This window comes from Flavobacterium chuncheonense, assembly GCF_042686145.1.
GTDB lineage: Bacteria > Bacteroidota > Bacteroidia > Flavobacteriales > Flavobacteriaceae > Flavobacterium > Flavobacterium chuncheonense.
Genome location: NZ_JBHUPC010000006.1, coordinates 141090 through 163983, shown reverse-complemented (window position 1 = coordinate 163983; position 22894 = coordinate 141090). Strand labels below are relative to the sequence as shown.

Annotated in this window: 19 protein-coding genes and 6 tRNA genes; 12 read left to right on the top strand and 13 right to left on the bottom strand. The window is 33.4% G+C overall.

From position 1 onward, the window contains the following. Positions 1-9 precede the first annotated feature (9 nt). Positions 10-1026, top strand: a complete 1017-nt coding sequence (locus ACFS5J_RS00995; RefSeq protein ID WP_379810049.1) for a DUF6515 family protein — start codon at positions 10-12, stop codon at positions 1024-1026. A gap of 56 nt (positions 1027-1082) precedes the next feature. Here ACFS5J_RS00995 and ACFS5J_RS00990 read toward each other — a convergent pair. From ACFS5J_RS00990 to ACFS5J_RS00965, 6 genes are all read right to left on the bottom strand, one after another. Continuing rightward, positions 1083-1156: transfer RNA gene (locus ACFS5J_RS00990), tRNA-Arg, on the bottom strand. A gap of 15 nt (positions 1157-1171) precedes the next feature. Next, positions 1172-1246, bottom strand: a tRNA-Pro gene (locus tag ACFS5J_RS00985). A 12-nt stretch (positions 1247-1258) separates the two neighbouring features. Then, a tRNA-Ser gene (locus tag ACFS5J_RS00980) sits at positions 1259-1342 on the bottom strand. 132 nt (positions 1343-1474) lie between these two features. Beyond that, positions 1475-1548, bottom strand: a tRNA-Arg gene (locus ACFS5J_RS00975). 16 nt (positions 1549-1564) lie between these two features. Then, a tRNA-Pro gene (locus ACFS5J_RS00970) sits at positions 1565-1639 on the bottom strand. A gap of 12 nt (positions 1640-1651) precedes the next feature. Then, a tRNA-Ser gene (locus ACFS5J_RS00965) sits at positions 1652-1735 on the bottom strand. 300 nt (positions 1736-2035) lie between these two features. On the opposite strand from ACFS5J_RS00965, the gene ACFS5J_RS00960 reads away from it, so the two are divergent. Beyond that, complete coding sequence (locus tag ACFS5J_RS00960) at positions 2036-3214, top strand: acetyl-CoA C-acyltransferase (protein ID WP_379810047.1); 1179 nt, start codon at positions 2036-2038, stop codon at positions 3212-3214. A 75-nt stretch (positions 3215-3289) separates the two neighbouring features. Beyond that, a complete protein-coding gene (locus ACFS5J_RS00955; protein ID WP_379810046.1) occupies positions 3290-4051 on the top strand; it encodes a C40 family peptidase in 762 nt (253 codons plus the stop codon). A 32-nt stretch (positions 4052-4083) separates the two neighbouring features. Here the strand turns inward: ACFS5J_RS00955 and ACFS5J_RS00950 are convergent, their stop codons facing one another. Together ACFS5J_RS00950 and gyrA are read right to left on the bottom strand one after the other, a co-directional pair. Continuing rightward, on the bottom strand, positions 4084-5190 hold the full coding sequence (locus ACFS5J_RS00950; protein ID WP_379810045.1) for a hypothetical protein: 1107 nt from the start codon (positions 5188-5190) through the stop codon (positions 4084-4086). Positions 5191-5250: 60 nt separating this feature from the next. Further along, complete coding sequence (gene gyrA, locus ACFS5J_RS00945) at positions 5251-7794, bottom strand: DNA gyrase subunit A (RefSeq protein WP_379810044.1); 2544 nt, start codon at positions 7792-7794, stop codon at positions 5251-5253. Positions 7795-8050: 256 nt separating this feature from the next. Here gyrA and ACFS5J_RS00940 point away from each other — a divergent pair, with 256 nt between their 5' ends. The 5 genes from ACFS5J_RS00940 (at position 8051) to ACFS5J_RS00920 (ending at position 13019) form a co-directional block, all read left to right on the top strand. Continuing rightward, entirely contained in the window at positions 8051-10600 is a 2550-nt protein-coding gene (locus ACFS5J_RS00940; RefSeq protein ID WP_379810043.1) for an ATP-dependent Clp protease ATP-binding subunit, read from the top strand. Between the two features lie 74 nt (positions 10601-10674). Beyond that, positions 10675-12042, top strand: coding sequence for a 30S ribosomal protein S6--L-glutamate ligase (rimK, locus tag ACFS5J_RS00935; protein WP_379810042.1), 1368 nt, complete (start codon positions 10675-10677; stop codon positions 12040-12042). Between the two features lies 1 nt (position 12043). Then, positions 12044-12220: a GldL-related protein gene (locus ACFS5J_RS00930; RefSeq protein ID WP_379810041.1), complete on the top strand. Its 177-nt coding sequence runs from the start codon at positions 12044-12046 to the stop codon at positions 12218-12220. Between the two features lies 1 nt (position 12221). After that, on the top strand, positions 12222-12650 hold the full coding sequence (locus ACFS5J_RS00925) for an SRPBCC family protein (protein WP_379810039.1): 429 nt from the start codon (positions 12222-12224) through the stop codon (positions 12648-12650). A gap of 6 nt (positions 12651-12656) precedes the next feature. After that, on the top strand, positions 12657-13019 hold the full coding sequence (locus tag ACFS5J_RS00920) for a DUF1304 domain-containing protein (RefSeq protein ID WP_379810038.1): 363 nt from the start codon (positions 12657-12659) through the stop codon (positions 13017-13019). Between the two features lie 49 nt (positions 13020-13068). Here the strand turns inward: ACFS5J_RS00920 and hutH are convergent, their stop codons facing one another. Beyond that, positions 13069-14568, bottom strand: coding sequence for a histidine ammonia-lyase (gene hutH / locus ACFS5J_RS00915; RefSeq protein WP_379810037.1), 1500 nt, complete (start codon positions 14566-14568; stop codon positions 13069-13071). 166 nt (positions 14569-14734) lie between these two features. On the opposite strand from hutH, the gene gcvT reads away from it, so the two are divergent. After that, on the top strand, positions 14735-15817 hold the full coding sequence (gene gcvT / locus ACFS5J_RS00910; RefSeq protein ID WP_379810035.1) for a glycine cleavage system aminomethyltransferase GcvT: 1083 nt from the start codon (positions 14735-14737) through the stop codon (positions 15815-15817). A gap of 29 nt (positions 15818-15846) precedes the next feature. Here gcvT and ACFS5J_RS00905 read toward each other — a convergent pair whose 3' ends face one another. Continuing rightward, entirely contained in the window at positions 15847-16734 is an 888-nt protein-coding gene (locus ACFS5J_RS00905) for a hypothetical protein (RefSeq protein WP_379810034.1), read from the bottom strand. Between the two features lie 58 nt (positions 16735-16792). Between ACFS5J_RS00905 and ACFS5J_RS00900 the strand changes: the two genes are divergently transcribed. Further along, positions 16793-17167 carry a TM2 domain-containing protein gene (locus tag ACFS5J_RS00900; protein ID WP_379810033.1) on the top strand — a complete coding sequence of 125 codons (375 nt, stop codon included), beginning with the start codon at positions 16793-16795 and terminating at the stop codon, positions 17165-17167. Positions 17168-17306: 139 nt separating this feature from the next. Beyond that, positions 17307-18026, top strand: a complete 720-nt coding sequence (locus ACFS5J_RS00895; RefSeq protein WP_379810032.1) for a YebC/PmpR family DNA-binding transcriptional regulator — start codon at positions 17307-17309, stop codon at positions 18024-18026. 70 nt (positions 18027-18096) lie between these two features. Here ACFS5J_RS00895 and ACFS5J_RS00890 read toward each other — a convergent pair whose 3' ends face one another. Both ACFS5J_RS00890 and ACFS5J_RS00885 read right to left on the bottom strand, forming a co-directional pair. Then, entirely contained in the window at positions 18097-19137 is a 1041-nt protein-coding gene (locus ACFS5J_RS00890; RefSeq protein WP_379810031.1) for a PLP-dependent cysteine synthase family protein, read from the bottom strand. 78 nt (positions 19138-19215) lie between these two features. Beyond that, a complete protein-coding gene (locus tag ACFS5J_RS00885; RefSeq protein ID WP_379810030.1) occupies positions 19216-21348 on the bottom strand; it encodes a S9 family peptidase in 2133 nt (710 codons plus the stop codon). A 65-nt stretch (positions 21349-21413) separates the two neighbouring features. On the opposite strand from ACFS5J_RS00885, the gene ACFS5J_RS00880 reads away from it, so the two are divergent. After that, positions 21414-21731: a YbaB/EbfC family nucleoid-associated protein gene (locus ACFS5J_RS00880; RefSeq protein WP_379810028.1), complete on the top strand. Its 318-nt coding sequence runs from the start codon at positions 21414-21416 to the stop codon at positions 21729-21731. 134 nt (positions 21732-21865) lie between these two features. On the opposite strand, the gene ACFS5J_RS00875 is transcribed toward ACFS5J_RS00880, so the two are convergent. Further along, positions 21866-22888: a threonine aldolase family protein gene (locus ACFS5J_RS00875; protein ID WP_379810026.1), complete on the bottom strand. Its 1023-nt coding sequence runs from the start codon at positions 22886-22888 to the stop codon at positions 21866-21868. Positions 22889-22894 lie beyond the last annotated feature (6 nt).

The window sequence follows — 22894 nt, the reverse complement described above, 5'->3', positions numbered from 1 at the left end:
CACTTCATTATGATAGCAATTATAAAAAACATAAAGTCATATATCTTACTAATCACATTAGTATATTTCTGTTCTACAGAAATGTTACAAGCACAACGTTTAGGTCATAAAGCATCCAGAGGTGGTAATCCTTCTATGGCTCATAAACCTACACGACCTACTAATCCACCAAGAAACAACACAGCAAGAACAAGACCCACAAATATTAACCGTGGTGGTAGTATAAATGGTGGTCATCAAAAAGCTACCAATAGGGGTGGTTTTCAAAGTACAAATAAACCCGTTAATCGCAGCATTACTACAAAAACTCCAAATCGCACAGTTTCTAAAAACAATAAACAACCGATTACAAATAATAAAAGACCAACATCTAATGTTAAAAATGTAAATCGCAAACCAAATATTAACAATAGCCACAATAATGTTAATATTAACATTAATAATAGTCGTAATTACAACAATAGACATACACAAGTAAGACATAGTCATTCACATTATAGAAGACCACCACATATCTACGGTGGCCATCGCTATTATTGTCATCGTCCTTATTTTTACCACCCATATCGTCCCTATTATTGGGGACCTCATTGGCATCCATGGGGATATTTTGTAACACGACTAGCTACAACTGCTATCATTGTTAGCATAGTTAATGATTCTAACAATGATAACGAAGAATATCACTATGATAATGGAACTTACTATTTAAAAACCGAAGATGGTTTTGTGGCAGTTCAAGCTCCAATAGGAGCTCAAGTTCCATCCATACCTAATGAAGCTCAAGAAGTCACAGTAAATAACACAAATAACTACTATTACGGAGGAGCTTTCTACGAAAAAAATGCTGATGGTTACATAGTAGTACCTGCTACAGCTGGAACAATAGTTCCTGATTTACCTGAAGGTGGTGAAGAAGTAAAAATAGGCGACCAAACCTATGTTCAATTTGGCAGTACATACTACCAACCCATTCAAGTAGACGGAAAAAACATGTATGAAATTGTAGATGTTTTAGATGAATAATCAGAAAACAAAAGTATAAAAACAAAAAAACCACTGTAAATACAGTGGTTTTTTTGTGATCGCGCCAGGATTCGAACCTGGGACCTACTCATTAGAAGTGAGTTGCTCTATCCAGCTGAGCTACGCAACCAATATAACATTTTTGTCGGGGTGGCAGGATTCGAACCTGCGGCCTCCTGCTCCCAAAGCAGGCGCGATAACCGGGCTACGCTACACCCCGAGGACAAAAAAGCGGAGAGACAGGGATTCGAACCCTGGCATCGGTTACCCGATGACAGATTAGCAATCTGCTCCGTTACCACTCCGGCACCTCTCCTTTTTTGCTATAATCTTACAAAGAACTTATTCCCTTTTTACGGTTGCAAATGTATACCTTCATTTCAAGATACACAACTTTTTCTAAACATTTAGAAACAAAAAAACCACCGTATTCACAGTGGTTTCTGTGTGATCGCGCCAGGATTCGAACCTGGGACCTACTCATTAGAAGTGAGTTGCTCTATCCAGCTGAGCTACGCAACCAATATAACATTTTTTGTCGGGGTGGCAGGATTCGAACCTGCGGCCTCCTGCTCCCAAAGCAGGCGCGATAACCGGGCTACGCTACACCCCGAGGACAAAAAAGCGGAGAGACAGGGATTCGAACCCTGGCATCGGTTACCCGATGACAGATTAGCAATCTGCTCCGTTACCACTCCGGCACCTCTCCTTTTTTGTTATAATCTTACAAAGAACTTATTCCCTTTTTGCGGTTGCAAATGTATACCTTCATTTCAAAATACACAACTTTTTCTAGTCTTTTTTTAACCTTTCATTTGTTTTTTTTTTGAATCTTCTATTATTCAACCATATAGGAATTGGAATGTTTTTAAAAAAAAAACGTAAATCCCATACATTACCCCAATTTCCTAAAGTCTCAAACCAATTTATCCCTATAAATTTTAATTTACTATAGTAGTATCAAGAAAATATAGTAAATTCGCATTACCAAAATAAAATATCAAAAATCATGAATAAAAAAGTTGTTATAGTATCGGCTGTTAGAACGCCTATCGGAAGTTTCATGGGTGCTTTATCTAGTGTTCCTGCTACAAAATTAGGAGCTGCAGCTATTAAAGGTGCTTTAAATAAAATTAATTTAAACCCAACTGAAGTTGATGAAGTTTTAATGGGTAATGTTGTTCAAGCTGGTAACGGACAAGCTCCGGCTAGACAAGCTGCTATTTTTGCTGGTATTCCGGATACTGTACCTTGTACAACTATAAATAAAGTATGTGCTAGTGGTATGAAAGCTGTAATGCAAGGTGCACAAGCTATTATGGCAGGTGATGCTGATGTTGTTGTAGCTGGAGGAATGGAAAACATGAGTTTGATTCCACACTATGTACACATGAGAAATGGGGTAAAATTTGGCCCAACTTCATTAGTAGATGGTATGCAAAAAGATGGTCTAACAGATGCTTATGACAACAATGCAATGGGTGTTTGTGCTGACTTATGCGCTACAGAACATAATATTTCAAGAGAAGAGCAAGATAATTTCGCAATTCAATCATATACAAGATCTGCTGCTGCATGGGATTCTGGTAAATTCGATTCAGAAATTGTACCTGTTGAAGTTCCACAAAGACGTGGTGATGCAATTGTAGTTTCTAAAGATGAGGAATATACTAATGTAAAATTAGACAAAATTCCTGCTCTAGCGGCTGTATTCACAAAAGAGGGTACTGTTACTGCTGCAAACGCATCTACTATTAACGATGGTGCTGCTGCATTAATTTTAATGAGTGAAGAAAAAGCAAATGCATTAGGATTAAAACCACTTGCTTACATAAAATCATACGCTGATGCGGCTCAAGAACCAAAATGGTTTACCACTGCACCTGCAAAAGCTCTTCCAAAAGCTTTAGATAAAGCTGGTTTAGCTATTTCTGATATTGAATATTTTGAATTTAACGAAGCTTTCTCTGTAGTAGGATTAGCAAATGCAAAAATATTAGGATTAGATAACAACAAAGTAAACGTTAATGGTGGTGCGGTATCTTTAGGACACCCTCTAGGATGTTCTGGAGCAAGAATCATCGTAACTCTTATCAATGTTTTAGAGCAAAACAATGCAAAATTAGGTGCTGCTGCAATCTGTAATGGTGGTGGTGGAGCTTCTGCTATTGTTATTGAAAAAGCATAATATTTATTTACAATAAAAAGAAACAACTATCAGTTATTTAGATAGTTGTTTCTAATTTTTTATTCCCTTTTATAAATGTTCGGAATTTGTAATCTAGCCATTGTTCCTGTAAGAATTGAACCTTCTGACAGAAGTGAACAAGTATCTCAACTATTGTTTGGTGATCATTTTTCAATTTTAGAATCCACAGACAAATGGGCTAAAATTGAAATTGCATTCGATAACTACATAGGTTGGATTGACACAAAACAATTTAGTAAGATTTCCGAAGAACATTACAACTACTTATCCTCTACCCCAGTAATCCACAACAGTGATTTAATAGAATACGTTTCTGATAGTTTTGGTGGATTATTACCAATCCCTATTGGAAGTGCGTTGTCTTTTCTTGACAATGACCAAATAAATACACAAGGTTTTATTTTCGAAGGGTTAAAATCTTGCGGGCAAAAACCAAAATCAGAACTACTCAAAACAGCATTTATGTATTTGAATGCTCCGTATTTATGGGGAGGAAAGACTCCATTTGGAATCGATTGTTCTGGGTTTACCCAAATGGTTTACAAATTGAATGGCTACAAATTACTAAGAGATGCTTCTCAACAAGCTTCTCAAGGTGAAGCCTTGAGTTTTATTGAAGAAAGCGAACCAGGAGATTTAGCTTTTTTTGATAATGAAGAGGGCAACATTATTCATGTTGGTATCATGATGGAAAACAACCATATTATCCATGCATCAGGAAAAGTTCGTATAGACCGTCTGGATCATTTGGGAATTTATAATGCGGAGACTGATAGACATACACATAAATTAAGAGTTATAAAAAAGATAATATAAAAAAATCCCGCTGAAAAGCGGGATTTTTTATATTATTTAATAGTATTAGCTTTTTCTTTCATATCCAAAATATCGTAGGCCATTTTAAGTAATTGCTTCGTATTATTATCATCTTTCTTAACAGAATAAGCTTTTTCAAAATCTGGTAATGCATTCTTGAAAATTGCCTTTCTTTGAACCATTAACTCATCAAATTTTGCTTTATTATTCAAATTATTATTCATCTCATCAACTAAAGCCCTATCACCTTTTAATTTATCATAACCTGAGTTGAAATTCAATCTAAAAATAGCATCTTTAATCTCCTGATCACTTGGATTCAACTCATATGCTTTATCATAAGCTAATTTAGCTTTTTCTGAATCCCCATTTTGATCAATTACAATAGCTAAAGTTTTATAAACATCAGGCTTTTTTGTTGTCATTTTTACATCACGAGGTTTTTCATAAACCCCAGAAGCAATCATTTTAACTCTAGCATCTCTATTTGGAAAACTCTCTTCATTACCTGATGCTTTATTAATAGCAAAATACATTGTACCATTATTCAAATAATCACTTTCTGCAAATTCTGTATATAACTTTTCAGCCAATTTATAATCTTTAGCCTGTACAGCCATAATAGCAGCATTTTCTAGAGATTGACCTTCATTTTTGGGATCGAATAAATATAAAGCATAGAAAAACGAAGATCCCTCCTTAAATTTTGAAGCCTTATTCATACTATAGGCTAAATTAGCTAACCCTTGTTTGAACTGTAATTTCTCTTGAATCAGTTCATCTGTGTATATTTTTTTTCCTGATTCCTTTTCAAAAGCAATAGTTTCATCGATAGCTATTCCATATTGCTTTATAAAATCAGCTGAATACAATGCCATTTGATCTTGCATGGTAGCTTTATCGCCTTTTGAAGCTAAAACTACAGTAGGATACATTGCTTTGTAAAATTTTGCGTACACAACATCTGATTTTTCTGAAGCTAATCCAGATAACGCATTACTAGCTTCTTTATACTCTGCTAAATCCTTTTCAGAAATTGAATTCTTTGCATAAATTTTCTTTAATGTTTTTAACTCTTCTTTTTGCGCAAATGAAGCAATCGATACAAGCATTGCTACACTTAAAATAACTTTTTTCATTCTTAATATTTGGTTTATAACATAAAGCCCAATATAAAATTGGGCTTTGGTAATTTACTTTTAGATATCTCCTTCTGGAGATGCTGTTGAATCAGAAATTTCATCAGATTCTAATTCATCACTCTCTTGTGCTTCCGTTTCCTCTTTTAATACTTTAGTAACAGCAGCTATCGAATCGTTTCCTTTAATATTTATTAAACGTACACCTTGTGTTGCTCTACCCATAACACGTAAATCTGCAACAGCCATTCTAATGGTTAAACCAGACTTGTTAATAATCATTAAATCATCTTCATCCGTTACATTGTTAATTGCGATAAGCGCACCTGTTTTATCTGTAATATTAAGGGTTTTAACTCCTTTACCTCCACGATTTGTTACACGATACACATCCTCACCATCTTCATCCATCAATTTAGTTCGTTTACCATAACCATTTTCAGTAACTACTAAAATTTGAGAATCATTGATATCGTTTTCATCAATAGCAACCATTCCAATAACTTCATCTTTTTCGTCAGCTAACGTAATTCCACGAACACCAGAAGCTGTTCTTCCCATTGGACGTGTTTTACTTTCTTCAAAACGAACTAATTTACCAGACTTAACAGCTATTAAAACATGACTGTTTCCTGTAGTTAATTTTGCTTCTAGTAACTCATCGTCTTCTTTAATCGTAATTGCATTAATACCATTTTGACGTGGACGTGAATATTGCTCAAGTGGAGTCTTTTTAACTTGACCTTGCTTTGTAGCCATAATCACATAGTGATTATTAACATATTCTTCGTCTTTTAAGTCTTGTGTACAAATAAATGCTTTTACCTTATCATCTTGTTCGATATTGATGATATTTTGAATAGCTCTTCCTTTACTTGCTTTTGTTCCCTCTGGAATTTCAAAAACACGCATCCAGAAACATTTTCCTTTTTGCGTAAAGAACATCAAATATTGGTGATTCGTTGCTACAAATAAATGCTCCAAGAAATCTTGATCTCTCGTTGCTGCACTTTTTTGTCCAACTCCTCCTCTATTTTGTGTTTTGTATTCCGACAATGAAGTTCTCTTAATATAACCTGCATGTGAGATAGTCACAACAACTTGCTCATCTGCAATTAAATCTTCAATACTTACATCACCTCCAGAATATTCAATAACCGAACGTCTCTCATCACCATACTTTTCTTTAATCTCATTAAGTTCAGTTTTAATAAGCTCCATTCTCAACTCTTTGCTAGCTAATAATTCTTTTAACCCAGCAATAGTTTTCATAATCTCTTCGTATTCAGCTCTTAATTTATCTTGCTCCAGACCCGTTAACTGACGCAAACGCATTTCTACAATTGCACGAGCTTGGATTTCCGACAATTTAAATCGCTCCATCAATCGAGTTCTTGCTTCTTCTCCATCTTTCGACGAACGGATTAAAGCAATTACTTCATCAATATTATCCGATGCGATAATTAAACCTTCTAATATATGCGCTCTTTCTTCTGCTTTACGTAATTCATATTGCGCTCTTCTAATAACTACTTCATGACGGTGTTCCACAAAATGATAAATTAAATCTTTAAGATTTAACATTTGTGGACGTCCCTTAACCAAAGCAATATTGTTAACACTGAATGAAGACTGTAGCTGCGTATATTTAAACAACATATTCATCACTACATTCGGAACAGCATCGCGTTTAAGTTCGTAAACAATACGCATACCATTTCTATCCGATTCATCACGAATAGTTGAAATACCTTCAATTTTTTTATCGTTTACCAAGTCAGCCGTTTTCTTGATCATTTCGGCTTTATTCACCTGATAAGGAATTTCTGTTACTACAATGGCTTCTCTACCATTAGACTCTTCAAAATTAGCTTTAGCACGCATAACAATACGCCCTCTACCTGTTTTAAAAGCCTCTCTTACACCTTCATAACCATAAATAACCCCTCCTGTTGGGAAATCTGGAGCTTTAATATGATGCATTAACTCATCAATCTCAATATCATTATTATCAATAAATGCTAAGGTTCCATCAACAACTTCCGATAAATTATGAGGAGGCATATTTGTTGCCATACCAACAGCAATACCAGAAGCTCCATTTATTAACAATGTAGGCACTTTTGTTGGCAATACTTTTGGCTCTTCTAATGAATCGTCAAAGTTCAATTGAAAGTCTACCGTTTCTTTATCAATATCTGCTAACATATCTTCTGATATCTTACGCATTCTAGCCTCAGTATAACGCATTGCTGCAGGGCTATCACCATCAACAGAACCAAAGTTACCTTGACCGTCAACCATTAAGTAACGTAAACTCCAATCTTGAGCCATACGTACCATAGCATCATAAACAGAAGAATCTCCATGTGGGTGGTACTTACCCAATACTTCCCCTACAATTCTCGCAGATTTTTTATAAGCACTATTAGAACGAATTCCTAATTCATGCATTCCAAATAATACTCTTCGGTGCACAGGTTTTAATCCATCTCTAACATCAGGAAGCGCTCTTGATACAATTACCGACATTGAATAATCAATGTAAGCTGATTTCATTTCGTCTTCAATGTTAATAGGAATTAACTTTTCTCCTTCAGACATAAGTATTTAATTTTAATTGATCTTAGTTTCTAAAACGTGACAATATACGGCTTTTTGCATTTTATTTCCGGTAAAAAACTCAAGAAATTTAAACTATTTATTAACAACAAATTCTTTAAAAAAAAATTAATTTTACTAAAGACAGATTTTCATATTTCAAATATTTTTTGTCAATTAGTCATGAATCTAAGATCAGGCACATTATTTGTTAATTCCACTATAATGTTAGTATCTTTACAAATAGAACCAAATATTTATGGACGATAATTTTTCACCAAGAGTAAAAGATGTTATTTCCTTTAGTAAGGAAGAGGCATTGCGTTTGGGTCATGATTTCATAGGCACCGAACACTTGATGCTTGGCTTATTAAGAGAAGGGCAAGGTAAAGCTATGACTATATTACACAATTTAGCCATCGACTTAAATCACCTTCGCAAAAAAGTTGAAGTAATGAGCCCCGCAAATACTGCAGGAATTCAAAATAATGATAAAAAAAACATTCATTTAACACGCCAAGCAGAACGTGCGCTAAAAACCACATTTCTAGAGGCTAAATTATACAACAGTTCCATGATAAGCACTGCTCATTTATTGTTGTGTATTTTAAGAAATGAAAACGACCCAACCACAAAATTATTAAATAAATTAAAAATCGATTACGAATCCGTAAAAGAGCAATACACCGCTATGCTTACAAACGAAAACGACTATATAGACAATCTTCCTAAAGCAGAATCGTTTAACGATGACGATAATGACGATGGAACAAAAGATAGTGGCTTTACACCTCCTCCTTCATCAGGTAACAAAACAACTAAAAAATCAAAAACACCTGTTCTTGACAATTTTGGTAGAGATTTGACTGAATTAGCCGAAGAAGGGAAATTAGACCCTGTAGTAGGAAGAGAAAAAGAAATTGAACGTGTCTCTCAAATTTTAAGTAGAAGAAAAAAGAATAACCCGCTTTTAATTGGTGAGCCTGGAGTTGGTAAATCAGCAATTGCTGAAGGTTTAGCGCTTCGTATCGTTAAGAAAAAAGTATCTCGTATTCTTTTCAATAAACGTGTTGTAACACTTGATTTAGCAAGTTTGGTTGCTGGAACAAAATACCGTGGTCAGTTTGAAGAGCGTATGAAAGCCGTAATGAACGAATTAGAAAAAAATGACGACATTATTCTTTTCATTGACGAGATTCACACTATTGTTGGTGCTGGTGGTGCAACAGGTTCTTTAGACGCCTCTAACATGTTTAAACCTGCTCTAGCAAGAGGAGAAATACAATGTGTAGGCGCAACAACATTAGATGAATACAGACAATATATTGAAAAGGATGGTGCTTTAGAACGTCGTTTTCAAAAAGTCATAATTGAACCTACTTCAGTTGAAGAAACTATAACAATTTTAAACAACATCAAAGGTAAATATGAAGATCACCATAGTGTTACCTATACACCAGAAGCAATTGAAGCATGTGTAAAATTAACCAACCGTTATATGACAGATCGCTTCCTTCCAGACAAAGCAATCGATGCTCTAGACGAAGCAGGCTCACGTGTTCATATTACCAACATTGATGTTCCTAAGCAAATTTTAGAATTAGAACGCAAATTAGAAGAAGTTCGCGAACTTAAAAATAGCGTAGTTAAACGTCAGAAATATGAAGAGGCTGCTAAACTACGTGATGACGAAAAGCAAATCGAAAAAGAGCTTGCTATAGCACAAGAACAATGGGAAGCTGACGCCAAAAATAACCGTATTGAGGTAACTGAAGATAATGTTGCCGATGTGGTTTCTATGATGTCTGGTATTCCAGTGAACAGAATTGCACAAACGGAAAGCAATAAATTAGCAAAATTACCTGAGTTAATCAAAGGAAAAGTTATTGGTCAGGACACTGCCGTTGATAAAATTGCCAAAGCTATTCAAAGAAATAGAGCCGGACTAAAAGATCCTAACAAACCTATTGGTTCATTTATTTTCTTAGGTCAAACTGGTGTTGGTAAAACACAATTAGCAAAAGTAATTGCAAAAGAACTATTTGATTCTGAAGATGCTTTAGTACGTATTGACATGAGTGAATACATGGAAAAATTCGCTATTTCTAGATTAGTAGGAGCTCCTCCAGGATACGTAGGTTATGAAGAAGGTGGACAATTAACTGAAAAAGTTAGACGAAAGCCTTATTGCGTTGTTTTATTGGATGAAATTGAAAAAGCACACCCAGATGTATTCAATATGATGCTACAAGTTTTAGATGATGGTCATTTAACCGATAGTTTAGGTCGAAAAATTGACTTTAGAAATACTATCATAATCATGACTTCAAATGTTGGAGCGCGACAATTGAAAGATTTTGGACAAGGTGTTGGTTTTGGAACTTCTGCAAAAACCGCTCAAGCTGATGACAATTCAAAAAGTATTATTGAGAATGCCTTGAAAAAAGCATTTGCACCTGAATTCTTAAACCGAATTGATGACGTTATTGTATTCAATGCTTTAGAAAAAGAAGATATTGACAAAATCATTGATATTGAAATGGCTAAGTTGTACTTACGTGTAAAAGATTTAGGCTACAACCTAACTTTATCGGAAAAAGCAAAAGATTTTATTGCCGAAAAAGGATTTGACAGACAATTTGGTGCTAGACCCTTAAAAAGAGCTATTCAAAAATATGTGGAAGACACATTAGCAGAAGAAATCATTACTTCTAAAATTCATGAAGGCGATCAAATTTTTATGGATTTAGACGAAACTAATAACGAACTCACCATCGATATTAAAAAATCTGAACAACCACGCTCATAAGCGTGGTTTTTTTTTCTTTAAATAATAATATTTGAAAAAAAGTAGTACTTTAGAATTAAATTTAAAACAGTCTAATGTTAGAGAAAGTTATTGTTGGTAGTGAGGAATGGTGCTCTTTACCAAATTTAGGAATTCCTACTATTAAAGTTCGTGTCGACTCTGGAGCTAAAACCTCTGCCCTACATGCTATAAATATTAAAACGTTTAATAAAGATAGTGAAGAATGGGTCAAATTTGACATTAACCCTATTCAAAACAATGCCAAAACAGTGATTCACTGTGAAGCACGTTTAATTGACCAAAGAATTGTAAAAAGTTCGAGTGGGTTTCGTGAAAAACGCTATGTCATCAAAACGCACGTTGAAGTTGGAGGAAATAAATGGGAAATCGAAATCACCCTTACCAATAGAGACTCTATGGGATTCCGCATGTTGCTTGGACGTGAAGCCATGTCCGGTAAAATTCTTGTAGATCCAGAAAAAAAATATTTATTAGGACAACCGACAAACGAAAAACTTAAAGAGTATTATTACGAAAATTCAAATGCAAAACAAGGTTTACGCATCGGTTTATTAGCCAGTAATCCTGAATTGTATAGCAATAAAAGAATCATGCAAGCCGGAGAATTAAGAGGTCATGAAATGCACTTCTTAAACTTAAAGTATTGCTATATGAAATTGGACGCTGATACTCCAGAAATTCATTACAGAGGAGGGAAAACTCTTAACGATTTTGACGCTGTTATCCCAAGAATTCGTCCTAGTATGACCTATTATGGCTGCGCTTTAACGCGTCAGTTTGAAGCTTTAAAAGTATTTGCTTTAAATAATGCAGCAGCAATAAGTCAATCAAGAGACAAATTGTTTTCGCTTCAACTTTTATTAAACAATGGCGTAGACATCCCTACAACTGGTTTTGCAAACTCTCCATTAGACACTGACGATTTAATTAAAATGGTTGGCGGTTCGCCTTTAATTGTAAAACTTTTAGAAGGAACACAAGGTAAAGGTGTTGTATTAGCAGAAACTAAAAAAGCAGCCGAATCTGTAATCAATGCTTTTAAAAGTTTAAATGCTAATATCTTAGTACAAGAGTTTATCAAAGAGGCAAATGGTAAAGATTTACGTTTATTTGTTGTAGACGGTAAGGTTGTAGCTGCTATGCAACGTGAAGCCGCACCAGGAGAATTTAGAGCCAACATTCATATGGGAGGTTCTGCTTCTGTAGTTAAAGTTACCGCTGAAGAAAAGAAAATTGCCATTAAAGCTGCAAAGGCAATGAACTTAAAAGTTGCTGGTGTTGATATCATTCGATCAAGCAAAGGACCTCTTTTATTAGAAGTAAATTCGTCTCCTGGACTTGAAGGTATTGAAGGGGCTACCCAAAAAGACATTGCTGGTGAAATGATTAAAGCTATTGAAAAGCATTATAAGTGGAAATAAAATGGATAAAAACTATAAAATACCGCTAATACTTTTCCTAATTGGAATGGTAATAACTATACTAGGTGCATTATTTAAAATTATGCATTGGCCAGGTGCTTCTTTTATTTTAATCATTGGAATGTTTACAGAAATGAGTGCACTAATTGTACTTATCGCTAGACTTTTAAAAAATTAAAATGTACCAAATTTTACACGATTTAAATATAAACGTTGATAAAAGTACTATTTTTAAAGCTATAAGTACTCCAGACGGATTAAATAATTGGTGGACTTTAAAATGTAATGGAAAGCCAGGAATTGATGAAATATTCAATCTTTATTTTACAGATGAATATAAATGGTACGCAAAAATCACCAAGTTCGAATTAGACGAAGTAATTGAATTTACCATGACATCATCATCATTGGATTGGCTTTCAACTAATTTTGCGTTTATTTTAACCGAAATTGATTCAAATACTACTACTGTTTCATTTTATCATAGTAATTGGAAAGAAGAAAATAATGAGTTTAGAGTTACCAGTTATTGTTGGGCAAATTTACTGCGACAACTCAAAAATTATCTGGAACTTGGAATTATAACTCCATTTAACGATCGCAATTAATAATTTATGGCACTTATTTCAAATATTCTGATTGGTTGTATCGCTCTATTCCATTTGTATATATTGTGGTTAGAAATGTTTGCTTGGACTACAAAAGGACCAAAAGTATTTCGAAACTTTCCTATAGATTTATTTGAAAAAACAAAAAAGATGGCTGCAAACCAAGGTTTGTATAATGGCTTTTTGGCAGCAGGGTTAATTTGGTCATTATGCATCTCGAATCCAATGTGGTCATTTTACATTGCCATTTTCTTTTTAAGTTGTGTTTTCATAGCAGGAGTTTATGGTGGTTTTACTGCTTCCAAAAAAATATTTATCGTGCAAGCTTTACCAGCATTTATCACATTGATTATTATACATTTAAAATAAAAAAATCCTGCTAAAGCAGGATTTTTTTATTTTAAATCATCAAGCATTACTACTCAATATCAATTTGAAAACTGTTTAAAAAAGCTATCGCTTTTTCAATATCGTAATGCAAAATTCTATCTTCGTTTACAAAAGGAATTTCTTCTCTAAAAGCTTTTACAAATGTTTCAATAAAATCACTCGACTTTAAAGGTCTTCTAAATTCTATTGCTTGCGAAGCATTCAATAATTCTATAGCTAAAATTCGCTCTAAATTTTCAACTATGCGTAAAGTTTTAGTTGCAGCATTTGCCCCCATACTCACGTGATCTTCTTGACCATTACTTGAAACGATACTATCAATACTTGCAGGTGTTGCCAATTGCTTGTTTTGACTTACAATACTTGCGGCAGTATACTGAGGAATCATAAATCCAGAATTCAAACCTGGATCACTTACTAAAAATGCAGGTAATCCACGTAATCCAGAAATTAATTGGTATGTTCTTCTCTCAGAAATATTTCCTAATTCTGCTACAGCTATTCCTAAAAAGTCAAGTGCTAAAGCCAAAGGTTGTCCGTGGAAGTTTCCACCAGAAATAATTTGATCCTCCCCTACAAATACATTTGGATTATCCGTCACAGAATTAATTTCTGTACGGAAAACTTTTGTTACATAATCAATTGTATCCTTACTTGCACCGTGAACTTGAGGAATACATCTAAATGAATATGGATCTTGTACATGTGCCTTAGGCTGTGCAATAATCTCACTGTCCTCTAACAAATCACGCATTCTTTCTGCTGTAACAACTTGCCCTTTATGAGGACGAACTAAATGAATTAAATCAGTAAACGGTTCTACTCTACCATCAAAACCTTCCAATGAAACTGCACCAATTACATCGGCTAAATATGATAATCTAGTAGCTTTTATGATAGAAAAAACACCATAAGCACTCATAAATTGAGTTCCGTTTAACAGCGCTAAACCTTCTTTAGACTGTAAAACAATAGGTTCCCAATTAAATTTCTCTAAAACTTTTGCCGCTGGTTGTCTAAATCCATCCCAATACACTTCTCCTTCACCTAATAAAGGTAACGACAAATGAGCCAAAGGAGCTAAATCTCCAGAGGCTCCTAAAGAACCTAACTGGTAAACTACAGGAAAAATATCATTGTTGTAAAAATCGATCAAACGGTTTACGGTATCCAATTGTACACCTGAATGGCCGTAACTTAATGACTGAATTTTTAAAAGTAACATTATTTTAACCACTTCTAGCGGCACCTCTTCTCCAGTTCCACAAGCGTGTGATTTAACTAAATTTTCTTGCAGTTTTGACAAGTTATCATTTGAAATCTTTACGTTACACAACGAACCAAAACCTGTGTTAATACCATAAATTGGTGCATCATGAGATTTCATTTTATCATCCAAATACTTTCTACATTTTTCAATGTTTACTCGTGCTTCTTCCGATAATTCTAACTTTAAATTATTCGATACAATCTCGTTAATCTTTTCAACTGAAAGTAATTCAGAACTTATATAATGTATTGTTTCCATTTTAAAATTTTAAAGTCCAAAATTCCGTAAACAATTACTAAAATCCAAGTGATATTTATAATTATATGCAATAAATAATAATTCCATAATAAATCCTATAAAATCAAGTCATAAATTGAAGAATTTTGAATAAATTAGCCACTTTAAATTTTTAGAATTATTTCAGATGAAAAATACAGCTTTAACAAACATTCACGAGAGTTTAGGAGCAAAAATGGTTCCATTTGCTGGTTACAATATGCCTGTACAATACGAAGGTGTAAACATTGAACATGAAACAGTTAGAAATGGTGTAGGTGTTTTTGATGTTTCACACATGGGTGAATTCTTCTTAAAAGGTGAAAATGCATTAGCATTAATTCAAAAAGTAACATCTAACGACGCTTCTAAATTAGTTGATGGAAAAGCACAGTATTCATGTTTACCTAATAATGAAGGTGGAATTGTAGACGACTTAATTGTTTACAAAATTTCAGACAACAACTATATGTTAGTTGTAAATGCTTCAAACATTGAAAAAGACTGGAACTGGATTTCACAGCACAATGATTTAGGTGTTGAAATGGAAAACAAGTCGGATGATTATTCATTATTAGCTATTCAAGGACCAAAAGCTGCTGAAGCAATGCAATCTTTGACAAGTATTGATTTAATCAACATGCCATATTACACTTTCCAAATAGGAGAATTTGGTGGCGTAAGTGATGTGATTGTTTCTGCTACAGGCTATACAGGTTCTGGTGGTTTTGAAATTTATTTTAAAAACGAAGATGCTGTAACCGTTTGGGCAAAAGTTTTTGAAGCAGGGGCTGCATTTGATATTAAACCAATTGGTTTAGCTGCTCGTGATACTTTACGTTTAGAAATGGGATTCTGTTTATACGGAAACGACATTAACGATACTACTTCTCCGCTTGAAGCAGGATTAGGATGGATTACTAAGTTTGATAAAGAATTTACTAATTCTGAAAACCTTAAAAAACAAAAAGAAGAAGGTGTATCTCGAAAGTTAGTTGCTTTCGAGTTATTAGAAAGAGGAATTCCTCGTCATGATTATGAAATTGCTGATGCTGATGGAAATGTGGTTGGAATTGTTACTTCTGGTACTCAATCACCTTCTTTAGGAAAAGCAATTGGTTTAGGATATGTACCTACAGCTTTTTCTTCAGTAGATTCAGAAATTTATATTCGTATCCGAAATAAAGATATTAAAGCTAAAGTGGTAAAATTACCATTCTACAAAAAATAAGAATAAACCATTATTCAATTAAAAAGAGCCTAAATAGGCTCTTTTTTTATTATTGTGATTTGTGTTTTTTCTCCTTGCTTAATGTTGGCCATCAATTCAAATACCCTACCTGAGTCTTCCAATTCAATTTGAGATGTATTTGGCGTGATTTCTCCCTCATTTAATGCTTCTATTTGAAAGGTGTTTTTTTCTTCTTTAAACTTTACATTTATATACTTTTTCTTATTCGTTATTTTATACTTACTCAAAATAATTTTACCATTATGATACAAATTAATAATATCTCCATCTTGTTGTCCAGCATCCCAAACCGCCAATTTAATATCATCAGAGTTCCAAAACACATTTAGGTTTTCATCTTTATTTAATTTATTGATCTTCAAACTATCCAGCATTTTAGTTGGATTTACTTTATCCTTTGTCGCTTGATCTAAGCGATTTGTTTTATCAATTTTTGTTTGAATTTTTGCTACATTCTTTTCGATTTTTGCTAAACCTAAAAGCGAAATATCACCATTAATACAAACTTCTCCAGTATCAAATTGTCCTTTAAATTTTCCTTCTAATTTATTATTACCATCATCTAACTTTATCTTACCTATAAAATTAATAAAACAAAAGGAACTTGGACTAATCGATGATTTAGTATACAAAATCTCACGTTCTTTAAAATTAAGTTCATGCGTTGTTTTATTATAACTTCCAATAATGATATTCTTCGTCTCATGCTCCCCATCTAAATCTGTAATAGAATACCCATAAATTTTTCCATTGCTCTCATCGAAGACTAAACGATACGAAATCATTGACTTGATATCTCCATTTAATTTCAGCACTCCGAAAAATTCATGTGATTCTTGAGAATATAGACTCGAAATAAATAATAATAAAATTGTTAAAAATTTGAATTTAATCATTTATAATTAGAATTTTTTTGTTAATTTTAAGCTAAATATAAAACTATTTATTATGAAAATGAAATTTATTTTTACGTTAGTTGCGTTAATGATGGTTACCTTTTCTGCAACTTTTGCTTCTTTCCCAGTTGAGAGAACACCTGCAACAACAACTGCTAACACGACAACTCAGCTTGTTGCTGAAGACGCTCCTACTGATGAGCTAAGTTCACCTGCTGTTATGTACGGAGGCAAAAGTCAACTAATTGCATTGTTATTATGTATTTTCCTTGGTTGGATCGGTATCCACAGATTCTATTTAGGATACATTTGGCAAGGAGTTGTTCAATTATTAACAGCTGGTTTATTAGGTATTTGGACTATTATTGACTTAATTAGAATTATTATAGGGGACTTACAACCTAAAAATGGTTCCTATACAAAAACATTATAGTCACATTATTGACATTTCGTTAATAATTAAAACTATTAATAATTTAAAAGAGGCATTTATTGCCTCTTTTTTTTATTTTATGCGCAATATTGCTATTTTTGTACCTCAAGTATAAAACTTACAAAACTAGTATATAACAATGGGAAGAGCGTTTGAATTTAGAAAAGCACGCAAAATGAAACGTTGGTCTGCTATGGCTAAAACGTTCACAAGAATAGGAAAAGATATTGTAATTGCTGTTAAGGAAGGTGGACCTAGTCCAGAGACTAACGCGCGTTTAAGAGCCGTTATTCAAAATGCTAAAGCAGCAAATATGCCAAAAGATAACGTAGAACGCGCTATCAAAAAAGCATCTGATAAAGACACAGCAAACTATAAAGAAGTATTATTTGAAGGATACGCACCTCATGGTATTGCAATTTTAATTGAAACTGCTACCGATAATAACAACAGAACAGTTGCAAACATTAGAAGTTATTTTAACAAATGTAATGGTACATTAGGGACACAAGGTTCAGTAGAATTCATGTTTGATCATACCTGTAACTTTAGAATTCCAGCAGAAGGACAAGATGTTGAAGAATTAGAGTTAGAAATGATTGATTTTGGTGTAGAGGAAATTTTTGCAGATGAGGACGGAATTGTCATGTACGCCCCTTTTGAAAGTTTTGGTGCCATCCAGAAAGAATTAGAATCTCGTGGATTAGAAATTTTATCTTCTGGATTTGAAAGAATTCCTCAAGTAACTAAAGAATTAACCGCGGAGCAAGTTGCCGATGTTGAAAAACTTTTAGAAAAAATTGAAGAAGATGACGACGTAATGAACGTTTACCACACAATGCAAGAAACTGCTGAGTAATTTTTTTAAAAAAAATATAAAAAAAACCAACACTTTAAGTGTTGGTTTTTTTTATTAAGTCAATCCTCAATTAATTGATGATTTCTATTTTTTGTGCTTCTTCAACATTTACGCTATCAAAAAATCCTTGTTCATTCATCCATTCATCGCTATAAATCTTACTCATATAACGTGAACCATGATCAGGAAAAATAACAACAACATTACTATCCGCATTAAATTCTCCTTCTTCAGCAAATTGTTTGATTGCTTGAAAAGCAGCACCCGAAGTATATCCTACAAAAAGACCTTCTGTTTTACAGATCTCCCTTGCTGAGTGTGCACTTTCTTCATCTGATACTTTCATAAATTTATCGATAACATCAAAATCTGTAGCTGTAGGAATTAAATTTTTTCCCAAACCTTCAATTCTATAAGGATAAATTTCTTCACTATCAAACTCTTTCGTTTCGTGATATTTTTTCAATACAGAACCAAAAGCATCTACACCTAAAATTTTAATATTTGGATTTTGCTCTTTTAGAAAACGAGCAGTACCCGAAATTGTTCCTCCTGTTCCACTACACGCAACTAAGTGTGTAATTTTCCCATTGGTTTGTTCCCAAATTTCTGGACCAGTAGTATTATAATGAGCATCTATATTCAAATCGTTAAAATATTGATTGATATAAACAGACCCTTTAGTCTCTTCATGCAATCTTTTAGCTACATTATAATAAGAACGTTCGTCATCTGCTGATACATTTGCTGGACACACATACACTTTTGCACCCATTGTACGTAGCATATCGATTTTATCTTTTGACGATTTTGAACTTACTGCCAAAATACACTCGTATCCTTTAATAATACTAACCATAGCTAAGCTAAAACCTGTATTACCAGAAGTTGTTTCAATAATTGTATCTCCAGGTTTCAAGATACCCCTCCTTTCAGCTTCTTCAATAATATAAAGCGCAATCCTATCTTTCGTTGAATGTCCAGGATTAAAAGCTTCTACTTTAGCATAAAAATTTCCGCTTATGTTTTCGGTTATTTTATTCAGTTTAATTAAAGGTGTATTCCCTATTAATTCTAATATATTATCGTAGGCTTTTATTTCTTCTCTCATAAAAATAAATTATTGGCGAGGCAGTTTTACGTTTTTTTGAAACCCCAAAACCATGCAAATTTAACAAAAAAAGTTTAACTACTCCTTAATTTTTTCTAAATCTAACAAAAAGGCAAATTCCTTAGCTAATTCCTTTAAAGCTTCAAATCGCCCTGATGCTCCTCCATGGCCTGCATCCATATTGGTGTCTAAAAATAATACATTTTTATCAGTTTTTGTTGCTCTTAATTTTGCAACCCATTTAGCTGGTTCCCAATACTGTACTTGTGAATCATGCAATCCTGTTGACACATACATATTAGGATAATCTTGTGCTACTACATTATCATAAGGCGAATACGATTTCATATAATCGTAATATTCTTTCTCATTTGGATTTCCCCATTCATCATATTCTCCAGTAGTCAAAGGAATAGATTCGTCTAACATAGTTGTTACAACATCGACAAAAGGAACTTGAGCAATAACACCATTATACAACTCTGGATTCATATTAATAATTGCTCCCATAAGTAATCCTCCCGCAGATCCACCTTCGGCATATAAATGTTCCTTTGAAGTATAATTTTCTGCGATTACAAATTTTGAACAATCTATAAAATCAGTAAAAGTATTTTTCTTTTTTAAAAGTTTCCCATCTTCATACCATTGTCTTCCTAAATCTTCTCCTCCTCTAATATGAGCTATTGCATATATAAAACCTCTATCCAACAAACTCAAACGTGTGGTTGAAAAATACGGATCCATTGAAGCACCGTAAGAACCATAAGCATACAGTAAAAATGGGTTGTTTCCATCTTTTTTCATTCCTTTTCGATAAACCATCGAAATTGGTATTCTAATTCCATCTGAAGCTGTTGCCCAAACACGTTCTTCAACATAATTGGCTTTATCAAACTTTCCTCCTAATACTTCTTGTTCTTTTAAAACTACTTTTTCTTTGGTTTTCATATTGAAATCAATAACAGAAGAAGGTGTTGTCATTGATTGGTAAGCGAAACGCAAAATTTCGGTATCAAAATCTGGATTTGTAGTAGTATATGCAGTGTATGTTTCACTTTCGAACGGTAAATAATATGACTTACCTCCATTCCATGGGCGAATTTGAATTTTATTTAAACCATTTGAACGCTCTTCAACAACCAAATAATCTTTGAAAATATCAATTCCTTCCAGTAACACATCTTCTCTATGTCCAATAAGGTCAACCCAATTTTCCATATTAGTTGCATACTCAGGGGTTTTCATTAGCTTGAAATTTGTCGCCTTATCTTTATTGGTAACTACATAAAAACTATCTCCAAAATGTGATATACTATACTCTAATCCTCTTGTACGTTTTTGAAAAACTCTAAATTGACCTGTAGGATTATTAGCCTCTAAAATCTGAAACTCTGATGTTAAGGTACTAGTTGAACCAATAACAATATATTTCTTTGATTTTTCTTTATATACAAAAGTGGAGAAAGTATCATCTTTTTCATCAAAAACTAATACATCTTTATTTACATCCGTGTTAATTTCGTGTCTGTAAATTTTATCCGAACGTAACGTTTTAGGGTCTTTTTTAGTGTAAAAGAAAGTTTTATTGTCACTTGCCCAGGTTGCGCCTCCGGTAGTATTTTCAATAGTTTCTTTTAAAATTTCCCCCGTTTCAAGATTCTTTATATGTATAACATATTGTCTTCTTGAAACCAAATCAACACCATAAGTTATCCATTTATTATCCTCACTCACATTAATCCCGTTCAATTTGAAATACGCATGACCTTCTGCCATTTCATTACAATCAAACATTATTTCCTCTGCGGCGTCTAAACTTCCCTTTTTACGAGCGTAAATAGGGTAATCTTTTCCTTTTTCAAAACGTGTAATATAGTAGTATCCATTATAAAAGTAAGGTACCGAAGTATCATCTTCTTTTATTCTTGCTTTCATTTCCTTGAATAAATCTTCTTGTAACGTCTTTGTATGAGCCGTCATCTTTTGGTAATATTCATTTTCTTTATTCAAATAATCTATTACCTCAGTATCCTCTCTGTCATTAAGCCAAAAATAATTATCCGTTCTCGTGTCACCATGTATTTCTAAAGTGTGTGGAACTATTTTTGCAACAGGAGGCTGTATTACATCTTTCATTTTGTCTTGTTTATCTTTGCATGAAGTGGCAAAAATAATAGAAATCAATACCAAATAGTTAGATTTTTTCATGAAATTATACATTTATAGTTAACAGCTAATTTACTATTTTTGCCAGATATAAAAAATTACAACATATGTTTGGAGATATCATGGGTATGATGGGGAAAATCAAAGAAACCCAAGAAAAAGTAGAAGCTACAAAAAAGCGTTTGGATACGGTATTAATTGATGAAAAAAGTTCAGACGGATTATTAGAAGTAACGCTAACAGCCAATAGAAAAATCAAAAACATCACTGTAGCAGATGCTTTATTAGAAGATAAAGAAATGCTAGAAGATTACTTGGTAACTGTGCTAAATAAAGCAATTGAAAAAGCAACCAATGTCAACGAAACAGAATTAGCTGCTGTAGCAAAAGAAGGAATGCCAAATATTCCTGGTATGAACTTTTAAAATAACTTTAACAGCGATTCTAAAGTCCTAGCTTATATTTTGAATCCATATACAAGGTTCTATGATATTTTTTTTAAAGCATGAACAAAATTATGCTGGTTAAATTAAAAAAGGGAGAATAAATTCTCCCTTTTTTATTGCATTTTTTCTAAAACTTCCAATACATAATCATGCATAACGGAACGATAATCCATATGGGTAACCATGCGCAATTTTCCCTGTCCCATTGATGAAATTAAAATATTTTTCTGTTTCAGTTTTTCTATAAATAGTTTTTCGTCCACATAAGGTTGCAACGTAAAAATAACAATATTAGTTTCAATCGGAGCTACTTCTGCCACCCATTGCTTTTTTGAAATAACAGCTCCTAATTCTTTTGCTTTTTGATGGTCTTGAGATAAACGCCCAATGTTATTTTGCAGCGCATATAATCCTGCTGCGGCTAAATAACCCGACTGACGCATATTACCTCCAAATAACTTACGAATACGCATTGCTTTTTTCATATCCTCCGCAGAACCAACCAATACAGATCCTACTGGTGCACCAAGACCTTTGGATAAACAAACAGAAATAGTATCAAACAAATTACCAAAATCCTTTGGGTGTTGATTTTTAGCTACTAATGCATTCCACAATCGTGCACCATCCAAATGATATTTTAAATTATAATCCTGACAAACTTGTTTTATTTGTTGCAAATCCTCCATTGCATAACAAGCTCCACCTCCTTTATTAGTTGTATTTTCTAAACTTACCAATCGCGTTATAGGAGCATGATAAAATTCAGGATCATTGATAACACTTTTAACTTGATTAGCAGATATTTTTCCTCTTTTACCATCAACTAAATGACAAGAAACCCCGCTATTAGCCGCTACTCCTCCTCCTTCGTATAAAAAAATGTGTGACCATTTATCACAGATAACCTCATCACCAGGTCGTGTATGTATCTTAATAGCGGTTTGATTGGCCATAGTGCCACTTGGAAAAAATAAGGCTGCTTCTTTACCAAACATTTCAGCAGTAAAACGTTCCAACTTATTAACCGTTGGATCTTGCTTGAAAACATCATCCCCTACTTCAGCTTTAAACATCGCTTCAAGCATGCCTTGTGTAGGTTTGGTAACAGTGTCGCTTATTAAATTTATTTCCATATAATT

Coding starts and splice junctions, on each gene's coding strand:
- ACFS5J_RS00880 (WP_379810028.1), top strand. CDS start 21,414: ATGTTTGGAGATATCATGGGTATGATGGGGAAAATCAAAGAAACCCAA.
- hutH (WP_379810037.1), bottom strand. CDS start 14,568: ATGGAAACAATACATTATATAAGTTCTGAATTACTTTCAGTTGAAAAG.
- ACFS5J_RS00940 (WP_379810043.1), top strand. CDS start 8,051: ATGGACGATAATTTTTCACCAAGAGTAAAAGATGTTATTTCCTTTAGT.
- ACFS5J_RS00995 (WP_379810049.1), top strand. CDS start 10: ATGATAGCAATTATAAAAAACATAAAGTCATATATCTTACTAATCACA.
- rimK (WP_379810042.1), top strand. CDS start 10,675: ATGTTAGAGAAAGTTATTGTTGGTAGTGAGGAATGGTGCTCTTTACCA.
- ACFS5J_RS00960 (WP_379810047.1), top strand. CDS start 2,036: ATGAATAAAAAAGTTGTTATAGTATCGGCTGTTAGAACGCCTATCGGA.
- ACFS5J_RS00900 (WP_379810033.1), top strand. CDS start 16,793: ATGAAATTTATTTTTACGTTAGTTGCGTTAATGATGGTTACCTTTTCT.
- gcvT (WP_379810035.1), top strand. CDS start 14,735: ATGAAAAATACAGCTTTAACAAACATTCACGAGAGTTTAGGAGCAAAA.
- ACFS5J_RS00925 (WP_379810039.1), top strand. CDS start 12,222: ATGTACCAAATTTTACACGATTTAAATATAAACGTTGATAAAAGTACT.
- ACFS5J_RS00875 (WP_379810026.1), bottom strand. CDS start 22,888: ATGGAAATAAATTTAATAAGCGACACTGTTACCAAACCTACACAAGGC.
- ACFS5J_RS00950 (WP_379810045.1), bottom strand. CDS start 5,190: ATGAAAAAAGTTATTTTAAGTGTAGCAATGCTTGTATCGATTGCTTCA.
- ACFS5J_RS00955 (WP_379810046.1), top strand. CDS start 3,290: ATGTTCGGAATTTGTAATCTAGCCATTGTTCCTGTAAGAATTGAACCT.
- ACFS5J_RS00920 (WP_379810038.1), top strand. CDS start 12,657: ATGGCACTTATTTCAAATATTCTGATTGGTTGTATCGCTCTATTCCAT.
- ACFS5J_RS00905 (WP_379810034.1), bottom strand. CDS start 16,734: ATGATTAAATTCAAATTTTTAACAATTTTATTATTATTTATTTCGAGT.
- ACFS5J_RS00930 (WP_379810041.1), top strand. CDS start 12,044: ATGGATAAAAACTATAAAATACCGCTAATACTTTTCCTAATTGGAATG.
- gyrA (WP_379810044.1), bottom strand. CDS start 7,794: ATGTCTGAAGGAGAAAAGTTAATTCCTATTAACATTGAAGACGAAATG.
- ACFS5J_RS00895 (WP_379810032.1), top strand. CDS start 17,307: ATGGGAAGAGCGTTTGAATTTAGAAAAGCACGCAAAATGAAACGTTGG.
- ACFS5J_RS00885 (WP_379810030.1), bottom strand. CDS start 21,348: ATGAAAAAATCTAACTATTTGGTATTGATTTCTATTATTTTTGCCACT.
- ACFS5J_RS00890 (WP_379810031.1), bottom strand. CDS start 19,137: ATGAGAGAAGAAATAAAAGCCTACGATAATATATTAGAATTAATAGGG.